This window comes from Brevibacterium zhoupengii (genome assembly GCF_021117425.1).
Classification (GTDB): domain Bacteria; phylum Actinomycetota; class Actinomycetes; order Actinomycetales; family Brevibacteriaceae; genus Brevibacterium; species Brevibacterium zhoupengii.
This window is the reverse complement of the sequence record NZ_CP088298.1, coordinates 2947287-2966035: the sequence shown is the minus strand read 5'-3', so window position 1 is coordinate 2966035 and position 18749 is coordinate 2947287. Positions and strand designations below refer to the sequence as shown.

The 18749-nt window shown below is 62.8% G+C and carries 20 protein-coding genes and 1 tRNA gene; 11 read left to right on the top strand and 10 right to left on the bottom strand.

Annotated features, from left to right (window positions below; translation table 11 throughout):
* Positions 1-49 precede the first annotated feature (49 nt).
* Together LQ788_RS13480 and LQ788_RS13475 are read left to right on the top strand one after the other, a co-directional pair.
* A complete protein-coding gene (locus tag LQ788_RS13480; RefSeq protein ID WP_231441783.1) occupies positions 50-796 on the top strand; it encodes an RsmD family RNA methyltransferase in 747 nt (248 codons plus the stop codon).
* The gene (locus tag LQ788_RS13475; protein ID WP_231441781.1) at positions 793-1041 is read left to right on the top strand and encodes a hypothetical protein; all 249 of its coding nucleotides are present in this window, start codon (positions 793-795) and stop codon (positions 1039-1041) included. Before LQ788_RS13480 ends, LQ788_RS13475 begins: the two co-directional genes overlap by 4 nt.
* Before the next feature lie 68 nt (positions 1042-1109).
* Here LQ788_RS13475 and ehuA read toward each other — a convergent pair whose 3' ends face one another.
* From ehuA to ehuB, 4 genes are read right to left on the bottom strand one after another with little or no spacing between them, the layout of a single operon-like run.
* Entirely contained in the window at positions 1110-1928 is an 819-nt protein-coding gene (ehuA, locus tag LQ788_RS13470; RefSeq protein WP_275902172.1) for an ectoine/hydroxyectoine ABC transporter ATP-binding protein EhuA, read from the bottom strand.
* On the bottom strand, positions 1915-2574 hold the full coding sequence (gene ehuD, locus LQ788_RS13465) for an ectoine/hydroxyectoine ABC transporter permease subunit EhuD (RefSeq protein ID WP_009882488.1): 660 nt from the start codon (positions 2572-2574) through the stop codon (positions 1915-1917). The genes ehuA and ehuD overlap by 14 nt, the downstream gene beginning before the upstream one ends.
* Positions 2571-3362, bottom strand: a complete 792-nt coding sequence (gene ehuC, locus LQ788_RS13460) for an ectoine/hydroxyectoine ABC transporter permease subunit EhuC (protein ID WP_231441779.1) — start codon at positions 3360-3362, stop codon at positions 2571-2573. Before ehuC ends, ehuD begins: the two co-directional genes overlap by 4 nt.
* A 24-nt stretch (positions 3363-3386) precedes the next feature.
* Positions 3387-4268, bottom strand: coding sequence for an ectoine/hydroxyectoine ABC transporter substrate-binding protein EhuB (gene ehuB / locus LQ788_RS13455; protein WP_231441777.1), 882 nt, complete (start codon positions 4266-4268; stop codon positions 3387-3389).
* Between the two features lie 115 nt (positions 4269-4383).
* Between ehuB and LQ788_RS13450 the strand changes: the two genes are divergently transcribed.
* The 7 genes from LQ788_RS13450 (at position 4384) to mutM (ending at position 9309) form a co-directional block, all read left to right on the top strand.
* Positions 4384-5145: a GntR family transcriptional regulator gene (locus tag LQ788_RS13450; protein WP_231441775.1), complete on the top strand. Its 762-nt coding sequence runs from the start codon at positions 4384-4386 to the stop codon at positions 5143-5145.
* Entirely contained in the window at positions 5142-5630 is a 489-nt protein-coding gene (coaD, locus tag LQ788_RS13445; protein WP_231441772.1) for a pantetheine-phosphate adenylyltransferase, read from the top strand. The genes LQ788_RS13450 and coaD overlap by 4 nt, the downstream gene beginning before the upstream one ends.
* 3 nt (positions 5631-5633) lie before the next feature.
* On the top strand, positions 5634-6821 hold the full coding sequence (locus LQ788_RS13440) for an MFS transporter (protein WP_231441769.1): 1188 nt from the start codon (positions 5634-5636) through the stop codon (positions 6819-6821).
* A gap of 121 nt (positions 6822-6942) precedes the next feature.
* Positions 6943-7461 (top strand): YceD family protein, encoded by a 519-nt coding sequence (locus tag LQ788_RS13435; protein ID WP_231441767.1) that lies wholly within the window; start codon positions 6943-6945, stop codon positions 7459-7461.
* A gap of 2 nt (positions 7462-7463) precedes the next feature.
* A complete protein-coding gene (gene rpmF / locus LQ788_RS13430; RefSeq protein ID WP_009885115.1) occupies positions 7464-7667 on the top strand; it encodes a 50S ribosomal protein L32 in 204 nt (67 codons plus the stop codon).
* 3 nt (positions 7668-7670) lie between these two features.
* Complete coding sequence (rnc, locus tag LQ788_RS13425) at positions 7671-8375, top strand: ribonuclease III (protein WP_231441765.1); 705 nt, start codon at positions 7671-7673, stop codon at positions 8373-8375.
* Between the two features lie 10 nt (positions 8376-8385).
* Positions 8386-9309, top strand: a complete 924-nt coding sequence (gene mutM, locus LQ788_RS13420) for a bifunctional DNA-formamidopyrimidine glycosylase/DNA-(apurinic or apyrimidinic site) lyase (RefSeq protein WP_231441763.1) — start codon at positions 8386-8388, stop codon at positions 9307-9309.
* Here the strand turns inward: mutM and LQ788_RS13415 are convergent.
* The 4 genes from LQ788_RS13415 to LQ788_RS13400 all read right to left on the bottom strand — a co-directional run bounded on the left by LQ788_RS13415 (position 9300) and on the right by LQ788_RS13400 (position 11781).
* Complete coding sequence (locus LQ788_RS13415; protein WP_231441761.1) at positions 9300-9845, bottom strand: hypothetical protein; 546 nt, start codon at positions 9843-9845, stop codon at positions 9300-9302. The genes mutM and LQ788_RS13415 overlap by 10 nt on opposite strands.
* 97 nt (positions 9846-9942) lie before the next feature.
* Entirely contained in the window at positions 9943-10578 is a 636-nt protein-coding gene (locus LQ788_RS13410; RefSeq protein WP_231441759.1) for a hypothetical protein, read from the bottom strand.
* Positions 10566-10829: a hypothetical protein gene (locus LQ788_RS13405; RefSeq protein ID WP_231441757.1), complete on the bottom strand. Its 264-nt coding sequence runs from the start codon at positions 10827-10829 to the stop codon at positions 10566-10568. Before LQ788_RS13405 ends, LQ788_RS13410 begins: the two co-directional genes overlap by 13 nt.
* 52 nt (positions 10830-10881) lie before the next feature.
* Positions 10882-11781, bottom strand: a complete 900-nt coding sequence (locus tag LQ788_RS13400) for a LysR family transcriptional regulator (protein ID WP_262908274.1) — start codon at positions 11779-11781, stop codon at positions 10882-10884.
* Positions 11782-11872: 91 nt separating this feature from the next.
* Between LQ788_RS13400 and LQ788_RS13395 the strand changes: the two genes are divergently transcribed.
* The gene (locus tag LQ788_RS13395) at positions 11873-12598 is read left to right on the top strand and encodes an SDR family oxidoreductase (protein WP_231441755.1); all 726 of its coding nucleotides are present in this window, start codon (positions 11873-11875) and stop codon (positions 12596-12598) included.
* A 115-nt stretch (positions 12599-12713) separates the two neighbouring features.
* Here the strand turns inward: LQ788_RS13395 and LQ788_RS13390 are convergent, their stop codons facing one another.
* Both LQ788_RS13390 and LQ788_RS13385 read right to left on the bottom strand, forming a co-directional pair.
* Positions 12714-14552 carry a BCCT family transporter gene (locus LQ788_RS13390; protein ID WP_231441753.1) on the bottom strand — a complete coding sequence of 613 codons (1839 nt, stop codon included), beginning with the start codon at positions 14550-14552 and terminating at the stop codon, positions 12714-12716.
* A 251-nt stretch (positions 14553-14803) separates the two neighbouring features.
* A tRNA-Asn gene (locus LQ788_RS13385) sits at positions 14804-14876 on the bottom strand.
* Between the two features lie 86 nt (positions 14877-14962).
* Between LQ788_RS13385 and LQ788_RS13380 the strand changes: the two genes are divergently transcribed.
* The gene (locus LQ788_RS13380; protein ID WP_231441750.1) at positions 14963-18601 is read left to right on the top strand and encodes an AAA family ATPase; all 3639 of its coding nucleotides are present in this window, start codon (positions 14963-14965) and stop codon (positions 18599-18601) included.
* Positions 18602-18749: the final 148 nt, after the last annotated feature.

Here is an 18749-nt window from a genome sequence, read left to right as displayed (position 1 = left end):
AGACAAGCCTTCGTGTGCTGTCGAACCACCCTCATGAGGAGGAGCCGCAATGAGAATCATCGCTGGTGCTTACAAAGGTTCCAAGCTCGTCGCACCGGGCGGGTCCAACACCCGCCCGACCTCGGATCGAGTCAAGGAATCCCTCTTCTCCATGCTCGACGGCTACGGGGTGCTGCAGGCCGCGAACGTCCTTGATCTCTTCGCCGGGTCCGGTGGACTGGGCTTCGAAGCCATGTCGAGGGGCGCCGCAGAAGTCGACTTCGTCGATTCGGCAGGTGCCTCTGCCCGTGCGGTCGAGGCGAATGCCGCAAAGCTGGGAATCGATCACTCGACTCGAATCCATTCCTCGGACGTCGTATCATTCCTCAGCTCGCAGCGTGTCCCGAAGCAGCACGCTTCGGCGCAGCTGCATTCCGAGGCCCACAGCGGGGGAGCCCACAGCGGGGGAGGCGAGCACGGAGACGGGCTCGATGCGGTTCTGGACGGCGAGGTGCTTGAGACACGAAGCGACATCGACGACGGTGATGGACGCATCTTCGACCTGGTATTCATGGATCCGCCCTACCCATTGGGTGAGGACGCTGTGACTCAGATTCTGGGCAAGCTCTCCTGGCTCCTCGATATGGAATCCATCGTCGTGGTCGAACGCGCTTCACGAGCCCCGGAACCGACCATGCCAGCGGCCCTCGAGGTCTTCCGTTCGAAGACCTTCGGCGAGACCGCTCTCTACTTCGTCCAGCTCAAAGGCAAGCCTGAAGAGGTGTCGGACTCAGCAGCAGCGGACGAGTCGGCGTGAGCTCCCGCCGTCCCTGGTACCGCACACCCTGGGTGTTCGCAGCGTGCGGAGTGGGTCTGCTGCTCTTCTGGTTCGCACTCAAGTGGCTGAGGAGTCAGTCGGATGCGAGAGCTGCCGATCCGGTGAGTCGATCTGACATCTTCTGGCCAGGACCTACGGACATCCTGTTCTGGGTGGCCATGGTGCTCATCGTCATTGCGGTGATCGTGAGAATCTGGCGGCTCGTGCGACGCATCCGCAGCTGAAGCACGGGGGATGAGACACAGCAAGGCCCACCGGAGTCGCACTCCGGTGGGCCTTGCTGAACGTGTGGCTACTGCACGCTGGAGAGGAACGTCCGTGTCCGCTCGTGCTGCGGGTTGTTGAAGATCTGGTCCGGTGGACCTTCCTCGAGCACCTGCCCGCCATCGAACATCATCACTCTGTGTGAGACCTCGCGTGCGAACTGCATCTCGTGAGTCACGAGCAGCATGGTGATGTCGGTGGTCTCGGCGATGTCGCGGAGGACGCCGAGGACGTCGCCGACGAGTTCGGGGTCGAGTGCGGAGGTCACCTCATCGAGGAGGAGGATCTCTGGGCTCATCGCCAATGCTCGGGCGATGGCCACACGCTGCTGCTGACCGCCCGAGAGCCTGGTGGGATGCTCATCGGCCTTCTCACCGAGTCCGACCTTCTCCAACAGAGACTTCGCCTCTTTGACGGCCTCTGCCTTCGGCTTGCCCAAGACATGGACGGGAGCCTCGATGATGTTTTCGAGCACCGTCATATTGGGGAACAGGTTGAACTGCTGGAAGACCATCCCGATGCGCGTCGTCATGGCGCGCGTTGTCTTCGAAGGCAGCTCGACTCGCTTGCCGTTCTTCTCGGTGTGCGTCAGGGGTTTGCCGTCGACGAAGATGTAGCCGCCGGTCAGCTCCTCCAAGGTCATGACAAGACGGAGAATCGTCGTCTTGCCGGAGCCGCTGGGGCCGATGAGCGTCACACGCTCTCCGGGGGCGACGGTGAAGTTGAGGTCCTTGAGGACAGTTGTCTTCCCGAACCGCTTCTCCACGTCCTTGAACTCGATGGCCGGAGTGCCGGAGGTCGAGGTGGTCGTGCCCGGTGCTGATGAGGTGTTCTCAGTAGGTGGCAAGGCGCTTCTCCATTCGTTGGATGAGCAGGGATGTCGGGTAGCTGGCGGCGAGGAAGATGAGACCGGCCAGGGTGAAGGCTTCCGTGTAGGCGAATTTCGCCGCTCCGAACTGCTGTGCCGAGGTGACGAGCTCGACGACGGAGATCGCGAACAGGAACGGGGTGTCCTTGAACATCGCGACGGCGTAGTTTCCCAACGACGGGACCGTGGCGCGCAGAGCCTGCGGGAGGACGATCGCGGTGAACTTCCGGACCGGCGGCAGCGACAGTGCGGTCGCTGCCTCATGTTGGCCCGGAGGCACCGAATCAATGCCCGCACGGTAGCTTTCCGACATGTAGGTCGAATAGTGGATGCCGATGACGATGAAGCCGATGACGAGCGCTGGCACGTCCACCAAGCCGGGAATTCCGGCGAAGATGAAGTAGACGAACATCAGCTGCATGACCAGCGGTGTGTTGCGGACGAAGGCGACGAGCAGTCGGATCAGCCAGTTGATCCAGCGTGGCAGTGAGCGGATCGCGACGGCGATGATGAGGCCGAGGACCACGGCGATGAGCGTGCCGATGACGGTGGCGATGAGCGTGTTGACGAATCCTCGGAGGAGGATCGGCAGCGCTTCGGCGGCGAATTCCCAGTTCCAGATCACAGTGGGCCTCCGTATCCGACGTTGCCTGCGTTCGGCCCAGCCACTGAAGTGGAACCGGGGTCACTGTTCTTATCTGCGCGGGCGTCGCGGCGCGCTACCCGTCTGTCGGCACGTGAGTTTGGTCGTCTGCGGCCCAGCTTTGCTGTGGCCCTGCGTTCGAGGAAGTTCATACCCTCCTGGATCAGCCAGGCGATGACGAAGTAGATGATGAGCCCGATGGTGAAGGCGAAGTAGGTGTCGTTCGTCGACTGGCGCAGCTGATCGATCTTCTCGGTCAGGTCCTGCAAAGTGATGAAGGAGACGACCGCTGTGCCTTTGAGGAGCTGGATGAGCAAGGTCGCCAGGGACGGGATCATCAGTGCCCAGGCTTGGGGGAAGATGACGCGGACCATTCGTCTGGTGGGGGAGAGGCTGAGTGCGATGGCACCCTCCCATTGGCCCTTGTCGACGGTCTTGATCGACGACCGAACCACCTCGGCGGAGTAGGCACCGTAGTTGAGAGCCAGAGCTCCGATGCCGCAGAGAATGGGGTCGAGGTCGACGCCGAGGAGCGGAAAGACGTAGAAGAGCCAGAACAGCTGCACCAGCAGCGATGTGCCGCGGAAGAACTCGACGATGATGCGTGCCGGGATACGCATCCAGGCGTGGAGCGACGTCATCGCGAGCCCGAGGATGATCGCAATGATGATGGTGCCGATCGCGCCCGCGACGGTGAGGATGAGCGTTGTCTGAATTCCCTCCCACAGCTGTGGGAGGAAATTCAGCAACGTCGTGAAATTGTCAGTCATGATCTGAGGTGCTCAGTAGGCAGATCAGGACTTGGCTGTGGGAAGTTCGCCCTTGCACAGCTGATCCGTTGTGATCTCACCGTCGGGGCGTTCTTCCTTCGTGAAGCCGTAGTCGCCGACGACTTCAAGGTACTTCTTCTCGTCGCTGACGATCTTGTCGAGTTCCTTGTTCCAAGCATCCTTGAGCTCGGTGTCATCCGTGCGGAAGACCGTGGCGCCGGCACCGATCTGCGGGACGCCGTCGATCTCCTGGACGAAGGATTCGCTGACCTCGACGTCGGCATCCTTGTTGTTCTGTGCCATCCAGTTGAGCGAGATGCCGGTCAGAGCGAAGACATCTGCACGGCCCGTGGTCACGGCGTCCATGCCGTCCTGGGGAGTGCCGACTTCCTGCGACTTGATGCCGAGGTCCTTGGCGTAGTCGGATTCGATCGCACCGGTCATGGTGGCCAGCTTGAGGCCCTTCTCCTTGACGTCGTCGATGGTCTTCATGCCGTCCTGTTTGCCCTTCTTGGTCATCAGGGCAGTGGTGTACATGAACTCGGGGTTGCCGAAGGCAGCCTGTTCGCAACGATCGGGCAGAATCGACATGCCGGCAGAGATGGCCCCGAAGCGGTCGGCGTTGAGGCCAGGGATCAGCGAGCCGAATTCGGTGTTGACACCTTCGACGTCGTCGACACCGAGCTCCTTGAAGATCGTCTTGGCCATTTCAACAGAGGCGCCCTGGAGCTCGCCGTCCTTCTCGAAGCTGTACGGTGCCTCACCGGCGAAGCCGACTGAGATCTTTCCGTCGTCGATGGCCTTCTGCAGAGTGCTCTTGTCGGAATCGCTTCCGCCGCAAGCCCCCAGGGTGAGTGTCAGGGCGAGGATCGAGGTCGCGGCGGCTAGCCCCTTGATGGCTTTCATAGCTGTCCCTTTCTTAGTACGTTGACACATCTTCGTGACATGCGTCTCAAGAACACTATTCAATACTTTAGTTGTCCGGATGTCACACTGTCAGACAACGTTATATGATCGTGATATGCCTTCACCCCCGACCTCGGAGCTCCCTGTCCTGCGCAAGGTCATCCGCTCCTCGACGATCGACCTCATCGCCGATCAGCTCCGGAACGCCATCTACAGCGGATTGTTGGCTCCGGGGCAGTCCATCAACGAGGTCCGTACGGCCGAGCTCCTCGTTGTCTCCCGGCCATCACTGCGGGAGGCTCTGCAGCGCCTCGTCAGCGAAGGAGTGATGACCCACGCACCCGGTCGCGGAGTCTGGGTCAAGCGGATGAGCACAGATGACATCGACGATGTCTATGCGGTCCGGGAAGCCATCGAAGCGCAAGCCGTGAAGATCGTCATCCGCTCAGGCAAGCCGATCGCCCGCATCCGCCAGGCGCTGGCCAGGTTGGAGGAGGCGATCGCGGGGAACACGGCGCGCACTATCGGCGATGCCGACCTCGACTTCCACCATTCGATCGTCGCCTGCTCCGGTTCCGTCAGGCTCAGCGACCTGATGAAGGTCTCAATGGTCCACACTCGTCTGCTCTCGCTCTCCGATCCACGCGGCTACGAGGTCCGATGCGACCTCATCGAAACGCACCGAGAACTCGCCGAGGCGATCGCTGACGCTGACGAACAGCTGTCCCTGGCGATCGTCGGCAGAGTCATGAGCTGCGCGGCATCCCGCCTGCACAATCCTCTGACGGAACCCGAGGCTGTCATCGTCAGGGCTGGTGATCTCGACGAGCCTGTCGACGACCAGTGGTCGCAGCTGAGAGATACGATGAAGCCATGAAGGTTGTCTGCCCCGGTTCCTATGATCCGATCACCATGGGTCATCTCGATGTCATCGCCCGCAGTGCCCGGCTCTTCGACGAGGTCGTCGTTGCCGTCGTGCACAACCCCAAGAAGTCCGGACGATTCGACCCACAGGCTCGCGCTGATCTCATCCGCGCCTCTCTAAATGAGGATGAGCGGACCCAGGGTGCGAAGCACATCACGATCGACACCGTCGCCGGGGGCCTCCTTGTCGACTACTGCACTTCCATCGGCTCACCCGCCGTGGTCAAGGGGCTGCGCTCGGGCACGGACTTCGCCTACGAACTGCCGATGGCGCTGATGAACAAGCATCTGAGTGAACTCGAGACGATCTTCGTCCCGGGAAATCCCGAGTTCGAACACGTCTCGTCCTCACTCATCAAGGAAGTCCACTCCGGCGGGGGAGACATCACGGGACTGGTGCCGGATGCGGTGCTGTCGGCGCTGAACGCCAGCCGCTGAGGCATGCCGATTCCCTCTTCCTCCTCCCGGGCATGGTTCCTCGGGCTGATCTTCCACACCGTGATCGCGCACGCGACCTACAACGGTGTGCGCGTCCTCATCTCCTACCGGACCCTGGAGCTGGGCGGCAGCGGAGTCGTCCTCGGTCTCATGACCGCCTGCTACTCACTTGTCCCGCTGCTCACGGCACTCTTCGTCGGCCGCCTCGTCGATCGCGGGTACGCGACAGCTGTGCTGTGGACGGGAACGATTCTCTCAATCGTGCCCGTCGGCCTTGCCGCGCTGGCGCCCAACCTCGGCGTGCTTCTCCTCGCCACTATGAGCCTGGGCCTGGGCCAGCTGCTGACGACTGTGGCCTCCCAGGCGCTGATCCCGCAGAGCTTCCCGGCCTCGGCGCTGACGTCGAAGTTCGGCTATCTCACACTCGGCGTCTCGATCGGTCAGACGATCGGTCTACCTGTGGCCGGCATGATCGCGGATTCGACCGACGGGTCACCGCACATCGTCGGTGCCCTGTGGTTCATGACTGCGGTCTCCGCGCTGACACTGGTTGCGGCGGTCATCGTCATGCTCCGCGGGCGGACACCGCACGTCTCCCGCGCCGATGCGGCCAAGGACGCTCGCACGCCTTGGTCTCTGCTTTCGATCCGGGGAATGAAGCCCGCGATCCTCGCCTCGATGACCACGCTGGCGGCCGTGGATCTGATGACGGCCTATCTGCCGCTCATCGGTCAGCAGAACGGTTTGTCGGTCACAACGGTGACCTGGCTGCTGACCCTGCGTACGCTCGCCTCGGTCATCTCGCGGCTCATCATCGGGGTGCTGACCCGCAGATGGCACAATCTCTCGCTCCTGTGGACCGCCTCGGCGCTGGCCGGGGTCTGCATCATCCTCATCCCCGTCTTCACTCAGCCGTGGGCGCTGGCGATCCTGCTGCTCATCTCCGGGTTCTGCTTCGGGCTCACGCAGCCGTTGACGATGACCTGGGTCTCGACCCTGTCGGACCCGGCCAACCGTGCCGCGGTCCTCTCGATCCGGCTCGCCGGCAACCGACTCAGCCAGGTCGCAATCCCCTCGGCGGCGTCCCTGCTCACCCTCATCGCGGGCTCGGGCATCGTGTTCACGATCTCCGGGGCACTGCTGTTGGCGGCCGGTGCGGTGACGCTGCGCAATCACCGCGAGAAATGGTGACCGGGAACACTCGGGCATCTGTGCAGGCTCGATTGGTAATGACCGGCGATGATGACTAGAATGGTGAGTCGCGTGTGAACGCAGGAGTAAGCATCCTCAATCACGTAAAGGAGGAGTGAGCATGAAGAAGCAGTCTGAGTTCGTCTACGATCTCAGGTCGATGGGATTGCTCGGTCATCCTGGTGAATGGGAACGGGTGAACACCACCCTGTCTGCTCCGGCGGATCTCAAGATCGAAGTGATCGGGGTCGCAGAAGGTTCACCACTGGCACTCGAGCTGATGTTCGAAAGCGTGTCGGAGGGAATCTACGTGTCGGGCACTGTCTCGGCCACGGCCCGCGGCGAAGATGTGAGGACTCTCGACGAAATCGAGTTGCCTATAGATGTCGACATCCAAGAGATGTACGTCTATGAGCAGGCCGATGGCGACGAGGATTCCTATGTCATCGACCGCGATCAGCTCGACCTCGAGCCCGCGATCCGAGACGCTGTCGTAATGGCTCTTCCGTTCAGTCCGTCAAAGGACGAAAGCGAAGAGTTCAGCTTCACCGTGGGGGAGGACCTCGAGGTGGACGAGAGTGAAGCGGATTCGCCGTTCGCATCATTGAAGAGTTTGTTGGATGAGAAGAAAGAGAGCTAGACGTGGCTGTTCCAAAGCGTAAATTGTCGCGCAGCAACACCCGCCACCGTCGTTCGCAGTGGAAGGCACAGGCTCCTAGCCTGGTCAAGACTGTGGAGAACGGTCGCGTTGTGTACTCGCGCCCTCACCAGGCCAAAGTTGTCGAAGACGCAGCAGGCACCCCGCTGTTCCTTGAATACAAGGGACGTAAGGTCGCTGACGTCTGACCTGTGGACACTGACACCACAGCAGAACTGCAGAAGAGTCTCGGGATCGATATTGATCCCGAGACTTTTCGTCTCGCCTTAACTCACCGCTCCTTCGCCTTCGAAGCCGGCGGCATACCCACGAACGAGCGCCTCGAATTCCTCGGCGACTCCGTGCTGGGCCTCGTGGCCACCGAATCGCTGTACTACGACAACCCGGATCTGGCCGAAGGTTCACTGGCCAAGATGCGCTCGGCCGTGGTCAACACCCGAGCCTTGGCATCGATCGCGCGCAGGCACGGCATCGGCCCCCATATTCTGCTGGGCAAGGGCGAAGAGCTCACCGGCGGTCGTGACAAGGACTCGATCCTCGCCGACACCGTCGAAGCCCTCATCGGCGCGACCTTCGTCGCCCGGGGACGTGAAGAGGCCTTCGCCCTCGTCCACCGCCTCATCGATTCGATGCTCTCCGACGCTGTGAACCTCGGTGCCGGAATGGACTACAAGACGACCCTGCAGGAAGCAGCGGCCGACCTTGACCTGGGTGCCGTGAGCTACGAGATCGTGTCCTCGGGACCAGACCATGCCATGGTCTTCACCGCCACGGCGCTCCTGGGCGCCAACGGCTGGGGCACCGGCGACGGATCCTCGAAGAAGAACGCCGAAGCGGCCGCCGCGGAAGTCGCCGTCAAGGCCATCCGCACCATCTACCCGGACTACACGCGCTGAGGCATTCCTGATGCCTGAGCTTCCCGAGGTCGAGAGCGTCCGTGTGGGCGTCCATGAGTGGACTGCTGGCACCACCATCACCGGCGCCGAGGTGATCGACCCCCGAATCCTGGGAACGACATCCCAGCGTCGCATCGATGCTTCCGCCGTCGACGGGTTCGTCGCCGCCGTCACCGGTCGCCGGATCATCGGTGCCGAACGTCGCGGCAAGTTCATGTGGCTGACATTGGGGGCCGACCTCCGGGCCGGCCCGGCTGCCGAACCGGCTGCCCCCGAACTCAGTCTGCTCGTCCACCTCGGCATGAGCGGTCAGCTTCGCGTGCACGATGCCGCTGACGAGATCCACAGGCACACCCGGGCAATCCTCCACCTCGAACGGGGGAGCGAGAGCCTTCAGCTGCGCTTCATCGACCAACGGATCTTCGGCCATCTCGGCGTACAGCCACTGGTGCATGCCTATGGTCGGCTCGTACCCGCCTCGGCGAATCATATTGCAGCCGATCCTCTGGAACCGGCCTTCGAACCCGGCCTCGCTCTCGAACAGCTCTCTCGCAAGCGGACGGTGGTCAAATCAGCGCTGCTCGACCAATCCCTGGTCAGCGGCATCGGCAACATCTATGCCGACGAAGCACTGTTCCGCGCCGGAATCCACCCCCTTGCGGTCCCCGCTCGCACTCGCAAGTCCCGTCTCGCCGCCGTCCTCGACTCCGCGACACGAGTCATGAGCGATGCACTGGCCGTGGGTGGGACGAGCTTCGATGCCCTCTACGTCAATGTCAACGGAGAATCCGGCTACTTCGACCGTGCCCTGCTCGTCTACGGACGCGGTGGCCAGGAATGTGTGCGCTGTGGGACCGAGATCGAGAAGATGACGATCGGTGGACGCGGCAGTCACTTCTGCCCGAACTGCCAGAAGCCGCCGCGCTACCGCTGAGGACCGCCACGCTGTCCCAGAGGCCAGCCGGGCTGCTGTCGCCCACGTTGCGGCTGGGAACCTCGTGACATCCGATTGAGGTGGGCGATGTGCTCATCGATCAAGGCCTGCTGCGCGCGCCCGTGGTCTTGGTGACTGAGATAGGTCGTCGGCCAGGTCGGAGATTTCCACAGGGCTTTGACCTCGACGTAACTGCCGTCCCTGAGGTGTGCGACGGCGGCCAGACGCGGGGGCGAACCTGGTGGTGGTCGCAGGATCCGGTGCACATCGTGCCAGGCGATGCTTCGAGCTCGACCGATGGGGCCGCACCAGATGAAGCGATCGGGAGTGATCTCCAATCGTGCCCTGGACCCCATCCAGAAATTGACTCCAGCGCCGATGAAGAGGAGGACAGGACCGAAGAGGAATACGATCATCCAGCCCTCCACGAATACGGAAAGAATGATCACCGTCGCAATAGCCAGAATCCCCATGCCGGTCAGCATCCACCCGACGACGAGTGACGCCACACCGTGAGTTCGGATGATCGTATTCATTCGTCGTCGCTTCCTTCCCGCTGATCCGTCAGGCGCACGGCGCTATCTTCTCACGTCAGCGGCGCGGCAGGATGGGCGCCTGTGCCCATACCGTGCCTCAGCGCTGGTACTCAGTCGAGAACCTGGACCAGACATGGTGGAAGAGTTGAACTACCTCGTCCTCGCTGAGGCCCTGGATTCCGGGCAGGAGAAGGAACGGCTGGTCGAAGCGCAGGTACGGGCGGGGACCGACTCGCAGCTGCCAATTACCTGGCTGCATGCGTACCCGGGTCTGAGCGCGCTGTGTCAGCGGCATGACGGTGCATCGGCCCCCGATGTCGTTCTTCACCGGCACATAACGGCGTTCGGGGGCGCGAAGATCTCCCCAAGGTATGGGGCCGATGCCGCGCAGGGAGACTCCGAGAGCATCAAGGCGCACGGGCAGTTTCTCGGAGGCGATGCGCTCACGCCAGAGCAGGCCCACGCCAACGAGGATGACTCCGACAAACAGACCCAGCACGGCGAGCAACGCGCCGACAATGATGCTGAGAGACCAGAATCCGACATCGCGGAGAACGGCACCGATGACGATCAGCACCACTCCAGCGCCAGCGGTTGCGAACGAGATTCCGCTTGCAATGCTTCTCTTCCGCAGCCAACGAGACAGCGGTTCGGACGGTCGACCGGGCAACGTCACGCTGCCGTGGAATTCCAAGCGTTGCAGAATGCTGCTCAGCCCGGTCATCGAATCCATACACTCAGAATATAACGGTGACCGGCCGGGAACGAGGGCCGGTCCCGCTCCGTTCGGAGCAGTACCCGGCCCTCAGCCGGCAGCTCGGACGTCTCGAGTCCGAAGACCTCACCGTCGTACTCGTTGACGGCCGTGGCGACCGACTGCTCGAGGACGTGGTTGGCCAGCTGTCCCTGAATGATCAGCGGATCGCGGGAGAGGTCCTTCCAGACTGCCAGGAGCATCACCGCTGCCACTGCACCGGTTGCCACACCCCTACCGCTGAGGCCAACGCCATGGGCCGTAGATCTCAAGGACGCCGCGTCACCGGCTGGTGTCTCCTTGAGATGATCGGAGTGTTTGCCTCAGCGGGTCTCCCAAACCGGAAGCGACACGGACGAATTCGGCGATTGCAGTCGAATGGCTGCCAGCCGGCCACGCCAAGAGCGTTGTGACGCGTGGTGCGTCTGTGACTGGCACAGCCGCATGCTCAGGCCATTGCCATGCGCGACTGGATGCGGGGATGACGAGCAGAGCCTTCCCTAGGGCCACGAGCTGGGCGATCTGAGACTGTGTGCGCACTTCCGGCCCGGGCCCCTTGGGATACGTGCCGTCCAGGCGGGGCCATCTGGCCAGCGGCACCGAGTCATCATTCTGCAGCTCGGCGAGGGTGACCTCGTTGCGGCGAGCGAGAGGATGGGCGGCGGGGACGATCACGACCTGGTCTTCTGTGCACAGGTCCACGGTGTCGAACCCGACGAGGTCATCGACGGGACTGTGCATGATGGCAACATCTGTGGCCCCAGATCGCAGCAGCTCGGCTTGCTCACCGACCTCGCACAGCCGCACCTCGATATGCCCGGGGCCGTGTTCGCTCGCCACTGCTTCGAGCAGCCGCTGCAGCAATTCATGTGACGCACCAGCTTTAGTCGCGAGTATGAGCGGTTGACGTGACGTTCCAGCACGCCTTGTCAGCTCCGCCGCGGCAGAGACCGCGTCCAGCGCCTTCCGGGCTTCTCCGAGCAGCACCGAACCTGCGTCGGTGAGCCTCACGCCGCGGCGATTCCTCTCCAAGAGCTGGACGCCGAGGCGGCGCTCTAAGCGAGCGATGGCCCGCGACAACGGAGGCTGTGCCATGCCCAGGCGTTCCGCAGCACGTCGGAAGTGCAGTTCCTCTGCGATGGTGACGAAGTAGCGCAACTCGCGCGTCTCGAGGTCAAGCATGGGCCAACCTTACTCGTAATGCCTGTCAGGTATCACAGACCACCGAATCGATCTTGGACGACTCCGATCGCTGGAGGCGACGATAGGTTTCATGAATAGTGGCTCGAAGAAGAAGACAGCGCTCGTGACGGGAGCGAACAAGGGCATCGGATTCGCGATTGCAGAGGGTCTCGGCAAGCTCGGGTTCACCGTCGCGGTAGGTGCACGCGACGACACCCGCCGCGCCGATGCCGTCAACCGCCTACGCTCGTCGGGCGTAGACGCATTCGGCGTCGCTCTCGACGTCACCTCGGATCACAGCGCCAACCAAGCGGCCGAAACCATCTCGAAGAAGGTCGGCCGCCTCGACGTCCTTGTCAACAACGCCGGCATAGGCGGAAGCTATCTGAATGGTGAGCAGGACCCGACCACCCTCGATCTCGACGTCCTGCGTTCCGTCCTGGACACAAACGTCTTCGGGGTGGTGCGGGTGACCAACGCCATGCTCCCGCTCCTGCGTCTGTCACCGTCGCCCCGGATCGTCAACGCCTCAAGCAATATGGGATCCCTGGCTTTGCAGACCGGCCCTCAACTGGCCGCCTATGCGCCGTCGAAGAGCATGCTCAACAGCATCACCGCCCAGTACAGTCGCAGACTCGCCGACACCGATGTCATCATCAACGCCTACTGTCCTGGCTACGTCGCGACCGACTTCACCGGCCACGCCTCGGATCGCACTGCAGAGCAGGGGGCCGCTGTCGCGATCAGGCTCGCGACTCTCCCTGACGACGGACCTCGTGGCGGCTTCTTCGATGACGATGGTGTCGTGCCATGGTGATCCGGATCCAGTAGCTGCTGACGCAGACGAGAGGCGGCTGGTGAGACTCTCACCGAGTCTCACCAGCCGCCTCTGGTATTCCCTGATGTCGCGTGATCAGCACCGCGACATCGGATTACTTGACGGTGTCGCCGTTCTCGTGATCGACATCGTCGCTGGCAGAATTCGCTGAGGCATCAGCCTCGGCGTCTTCCTTGTCGTCTTCGATCTCCTCGACAGGCAGCTCGGACGTCTCGAGTCCGAAGACCTCACCGTCGTACTCGTTGACGGCTGTGGCGACCGACTGCTCGAGGACGTGATTGGCCAGCTGACCCTGAATAATCAGCGGATCTCGCGAGAGGTCCTTCCAGACGGCCACACACAACAGCAGCATGACGATGACGAACGGCAATGCCGCCACAATGGTGATGTTCTTCAGACCCTCGAGCGCCTCTGCCGGGTCGGAACCTCCGGCCAGGAGCATCACCGCTGCCACTGCACCGGTAGCCACACCCCAGAACAGGACGAGGCCCTTGCCGGGCTCTTCTCGACCGTTGGCCGACAGCGTGCCCATGACGATCGACGCGGAGTCGGCGCCCGTGACGAAGAAGATCGCAATGAGGATGACCGTGACGACCATCAAGATGATGGCGATGGCGTTGGGCAGCGGCAGGGCACCAAGGAGATCGAACAGGATCGTGTCCATGTTGATGTCCGGTTCCCCGTCGACGATCTTCGCCAAGGCCTTGACCGTGCCTTCGCCGCGCTCAGCACGTTCCTGGATGCCGATGGCACCGCCGCCGAAGATCGCGAACCAGATGGTCGAGACAACCGAAGGAACGATGAGGACGCCGAGGACGAACTGACGCACGGTGCGACCGCGGGAGATGCGGGCGATGAAGAGGCCGACGAAGGGCGACCATGAGACCCACCAGGCCCAGTAGAAGACGGTCCACGAAGACAGCCAGGTGTTGACGTCCTGGCCGTTGGCCGCAGTCCGCGACGCCATCTGCGGCAGGTCCTCGATGAACGAACCGAGCGAGGAGGGAATGACATTGAGGATGAACAGCGTCGGTCCGCCGATGAACACGATGAGCGCAACGATGATCGCCAGGACCATGTTGATGTTCGACAGCCACTGAATGCCCTTCTCGACACCGGACACGGCCGAAGCGACGAAGGCTGCGGTGAGGATCGCAATGATGATGACGAGGATCGGCGAGGAGACATCGGACATGATGCCCGCCGACTCGATGCCGCCGCCGATTTGGATCGCACCGAGGCCCAGCGAGCAGGCCGAGCCGAAGAGTGTGGCGAGGATCGCGAGGATGTTGATGACCTTGCCGCCGGCGCCGTTGACCGCACGTTCACCGAACAGCGGGGTGAACATCGACGAGAACAGCTGGGAACGTCCCAGACGGAAGGAGCCGTAGGCGACGCCGAGGCCGACGATCGCGTACATCGCCCAGGGGTAGAGGGTCCAGTGGAAGAGCGTGGTGCCCATCGAGGTGCCCATGGCTTCGGCAGTGGAACCATCGACCGTGTTGGGCGGGGGAGACATGTAGAAGAACAGGGGCTCACCGACGGCGGAGAACACCAGACCGATGCCCATGCCGGTCGCGAACATCATCGAGATCCACGATGATGTCTTGAACTGCGGCTTCTCATCGTCTCGGCCCAGCGGAATCCGCCCGAATTTGGACAGGGCGACGATGATGACGAAGATCGTGAAGACCGTGGCGGCGATGACGAAGAGCCAGCCGAAGTTGTCCATCACGCCGGTCAGCAGAGTTCCTGCCACAGCCCCGAGGCTGTCCGGGGAGAGGAAGCCCCAGACGACGAAGCCGACTGCGAGGACGCCTGCCGTGAAGAAGACCACTTTGTCGACGCCCTTGCGGATGAGCGGCTTCTGTTTCGTGGTCGGATTCTTCAGGTGCCGTATCAGCTCCTGAGTCTTAGTCGTTTCACTGCTCATAGGGATGCTTGCCGATCAGCGTGGCCGCAGTAGGTCCGCGGCCGGTCCCGGTCGGCGCTCCTTCCTGTTCATGGACGGCGTTGATTGTCATCGGGCCGATTGGGGCGCTGAGTCCAAACTAGTCCGATTTTTCAGTTTCCTGTCGGTTCACACCAATGATCTTCTCAGATGAGATGCGAGGCGGGTAGAGACATGACGATTCTGCCCGGACATGGTCAAGGCCCCGTCGCGAACGACGGGGCCTCGATCAGCTCCCCCGGCTGGGCTCGAACCAGCGACCCTTCGATTAACAGTCGAATGCTCTGCCAACTGAGCTACGGAGGAAAGGCACCGATTTCGGCGCACGAGGAAATACTCTATCAAAAGATTCGAGAATTGTTGGAACTCCTTCGGGATATGCTGGGTGGACAATGCATCTCAAAAGCCTGACCCTGCGAGGATTCAAGTCCTTTGCCTCGGCGACGACTCTCCGATTCGAGCCGGGCATCACCTGTGTTGTCGGCCCCAACGGATCCGGCAAGTCCAATGTCGTCGACGCCCTGTCCTGGGTGATGGGCGAGCAGGGAGCGAAGAATCTGCGCGGCGGCAAGATGGACGACGTCATCTTCGCCGGCACCTCCAAGCGCCAGGCATTGGGCCGCGCCGAGGTGACCCTGACCATCGACAACACCGACGGAGCCATCCCCGTCGACTACACCGAGGTCACGATCTCACGCACCCTCTTCCGCACCGGGGGAAGCGAATACGCCGTCAACGGGACCCCGGCACGACTCCTTGACATCCAGGAGCTGCTCAACGACTCGGGCCTGGGCAAGGAGATGCACGTCATCGTCGGCCAGGGGCGTCTCGATGCGATTCTCCACGCGGACCCGATCGAGCGTCGCAGTTTCATCGAAGAAGCCGCCGGCGTCCTCAAGCACCGGCGGCGCAAGGACAAGGCCGTGCGCAAACTCACGGGTCTGCAGACGAACCTCGATCGACTCTCGGACCTGCGCTCCGAACTCAATAGGCAGCTGGGGCCATTGGGCCGGCAGGCAGAGGCCGCGCAGAAGGCCGCCACGGTCCAAGCCACACTGCGCGACTCCACCGCACGGCTGCTCGCCGATGACACCGTGCGCCTGCAGGCCTCCCTGGCCTCGACGGCCAGCGCTGGCGGCGAGGGCGGCGGCGATCGCATCAGCGACCTCGAACATCGCCGCTCCCGCACCGAAGAGCGGCTGCAGGAGATCGAATCACGACTGGGGACACTCGACGCCGAACTCGAGGACCTGCGCACCGCAGAATCACGTACCCAGACCCAGATCGTGCGGGCCAAAGGGATCGCCCAGCGCGCCGAGGACAAACGTGCACACCTGCTCTCCGAAGTGGCCAGCCTGGGGAGGCGGGAATCGAAATCGCCGGAAGAGCTGAGGACTCAGGCAGAGCATCATCGGGAAGAGCTCGGTGCCGCGGAGACAGCGGTGGAGGAATCCGCGGCGGCTCTGGATCGCAGTCAGATGCGCAAGGAAGAGCTCGCCCTGGCGCTGAAGAAGGCCGATGACGAGGTCAAGGCGGCACAGCTGGCCATCACCGAGGCGATCAAGAACCGGTCGGCCCTGCAGTCGAAGAGCTCCCAAGCACGTGAGCGCATCAGCGACCTCACTGCACGAATCGAAGCCAACCGGACGGAGATCGACACCGCGACGGCCCGCATCGCCGAGCGCCGCGATGAACTGGCCACAGCCGAGGCCGCCGTCGAAGGAGTCGAAGCCGGGGAGTCCGAACTCGACACGGAATACGAATCTGCCAATGAGGCTGCGACTGTGTTGGAGACCGAGCTCGAGGCCCTGCGCGCGAAGAAGGCGAAGACGGCCTCGGAGTTGGCCTCGGCGCAGGCCAGGGCCGAAGCACTGTCACTCGGCACAGCCTTGGAAGCTGACCTCGAAGACATCCTCAACGCCGATCTGCCGGGTGTCGGCTCGGCGGTGACAGAACGACTGAGCGTGGCCACCGGATTCGAGATGGCCGTGGCCGCTGCCCTGTCGAACACGGTCTCCGGTGTGCTCGTCGACTCCGGGCAGGTGGCGCTGACGGTCCTCGACCACCTCGGCGAGGACACGAACGTCCACCTCACGATCCCCACCGGTGCGACCAGCGGCTCGACAGCCGGTGCGGGGTCACGCGGGGGAGCGGCAGGCAAGTCCGGTGCGGGCAAGACCAGTGCCGGAAAGGGCGCGAACCCGACTGCCGAGACCATGACCACGCCGCGGGCACTGCCCACGCTCACCGGCTCAGCCGAGGGAAAATCGACGGTGCGGTGGCTGACCGAGGTTGTCAGCAGCGACGTCCCTGAACTGACTCAGCTCCTCAACGCTGCACTGGAGACGGTCGTGTGCGTCGATGATGCCGGCAGCGCACTGTCCATCATCGACGCCCATCCCGAACTCACCGCCGTGACCATCCACGGGGAGATCGTGACCGCGACACGCGTCAGTCGGGCACGCACCGCCTCGGGGACCCGCTTGGCCTCGCAGACCGCGCTCGAAGACACCCATGCCTCCATCTCTGAACTGCAGACAACTCACAGCGGAGTCGAGACCGACATCGACCAGGTCGCCGCGAAGCTCGCCGAGGCTAAGACCGTGGCCGCCGCGGCACTTGAGAAGCTGCATTCCTCGGACGCGGCGATCATGGCCGCAGGCGAGGAGGTATCGCGAATAGCGAGCGACATCACCACAGCCCAAACCCGCCTGCAGCGGGCCAAGGACAACGAGGTGGAGCTCGCGACACGATTGGAGACTGCCGAACGTGATGCCCGCGCTGCCGAATCCGCCCTCGCCGGAGCAGGAGACGTCGAAGAAGTCGTCGACACCACCGACCGCGATGAGCTGAGCCGGCAGGTCTCGCAATCCTCCGAAGACGTCATCGAGACCCGCATCAGCCACAAGGCAGCCACTGACCGAGCACGATTCCTCTCCGACAGAGTCGACTCCCTGCTGAGACAGGCGGCGGCTGAAGAAAGCGCACGCGAACAGACGCAGCGGACGATCGCCCGCAAGAAGCGGTCCGCCGCCTCTGCGCTGCTCATCGTCGAGACCGCGCAGAACGCGACGGGGCTCGCGGAGACGACGGTGACCGAACTGGCATCCCAGATCCAGGTGCTCGTCGAAGAGCGCGGGCAGATGCGAGAGGAGAAGGGCCACCTCGGCGAGGAATTGGGCACCACGCGCACAGAGCTGCAGCGACTCAAAGATGCCGCGGCCGAAGCCGAACTCGCGAAGGAACGATTTCGACTCAAACTCGAGGAGATCGAGAACCGGGCAGGGGAGGAGACTGGTCTGAGCTTGGAGCGGCTGGTCGAACTCTACGGTCCCCACACTCCGGTTCCCGCGTTCGGTGAGGACGAAGAGGAACGACCCTATGTGCGGGCCGAGGTGGAGAAGAGACACAAGCAGGCGACTGCCGCACTCAAACGCATCGGAACAGTCAACCCGCTGGCGCTCGAGGAGTACGAGGCGCTCAAAGAACGGCACCAGTTCCTCGAAAAGCAGATCACCGATATCGAGACTTCGAGGAAGGACCTGATGAAGCTCGTCGACGAGGTCGACCGGCACGTCGAACGGGTCTTCGCCGAAGCCTATGCGGACACTGCGCGGGAGTTCGAGGACATCTTCTCCCGACTGTTCCCCGGCGGTGAGGGTTCCCTGAGCCTGACCGACCCCGATGACATGCTCACGACCGGCGTCGATGTCCACGCCCGGCCGGCAGGCAAGAAGGTCAAGCGGCTGTCGCTGCTCTCCGGCGGAGAGCGATCACTGGTCGCCGTGGCTATGCTGGTGGCGATCTTCAAGGCCAGACCCAGCCCGTTCTACGTCATGGACGAGGTCGAGGCGGCCCTTGACGACCTCAACCTGTCCCGCCTGCTGACCGTGTTCGAGGAGCTGCAGGATTCCTCGCAGCTCATCGTGATCACCCACCAGAAGCGAACGATGGAGATCGCCGACGCTCTCTACGGGGTGACGATGCACGGGGACGGTGTGTCGAAGGTCATCTCGCAGCGGATCCCATGATCGGCGGCCTTTCGCGAGACGCCGATTCGGCAGGGATGTCCAGGGGAGTCCCAGGAAATTCTCCACCAGGCTCACGGACCCTGAGCACAAATGTCGTGTGTTGGGACGATAGACTTGAGCACAGGGAAACATTGTCGAAAACCTTGAG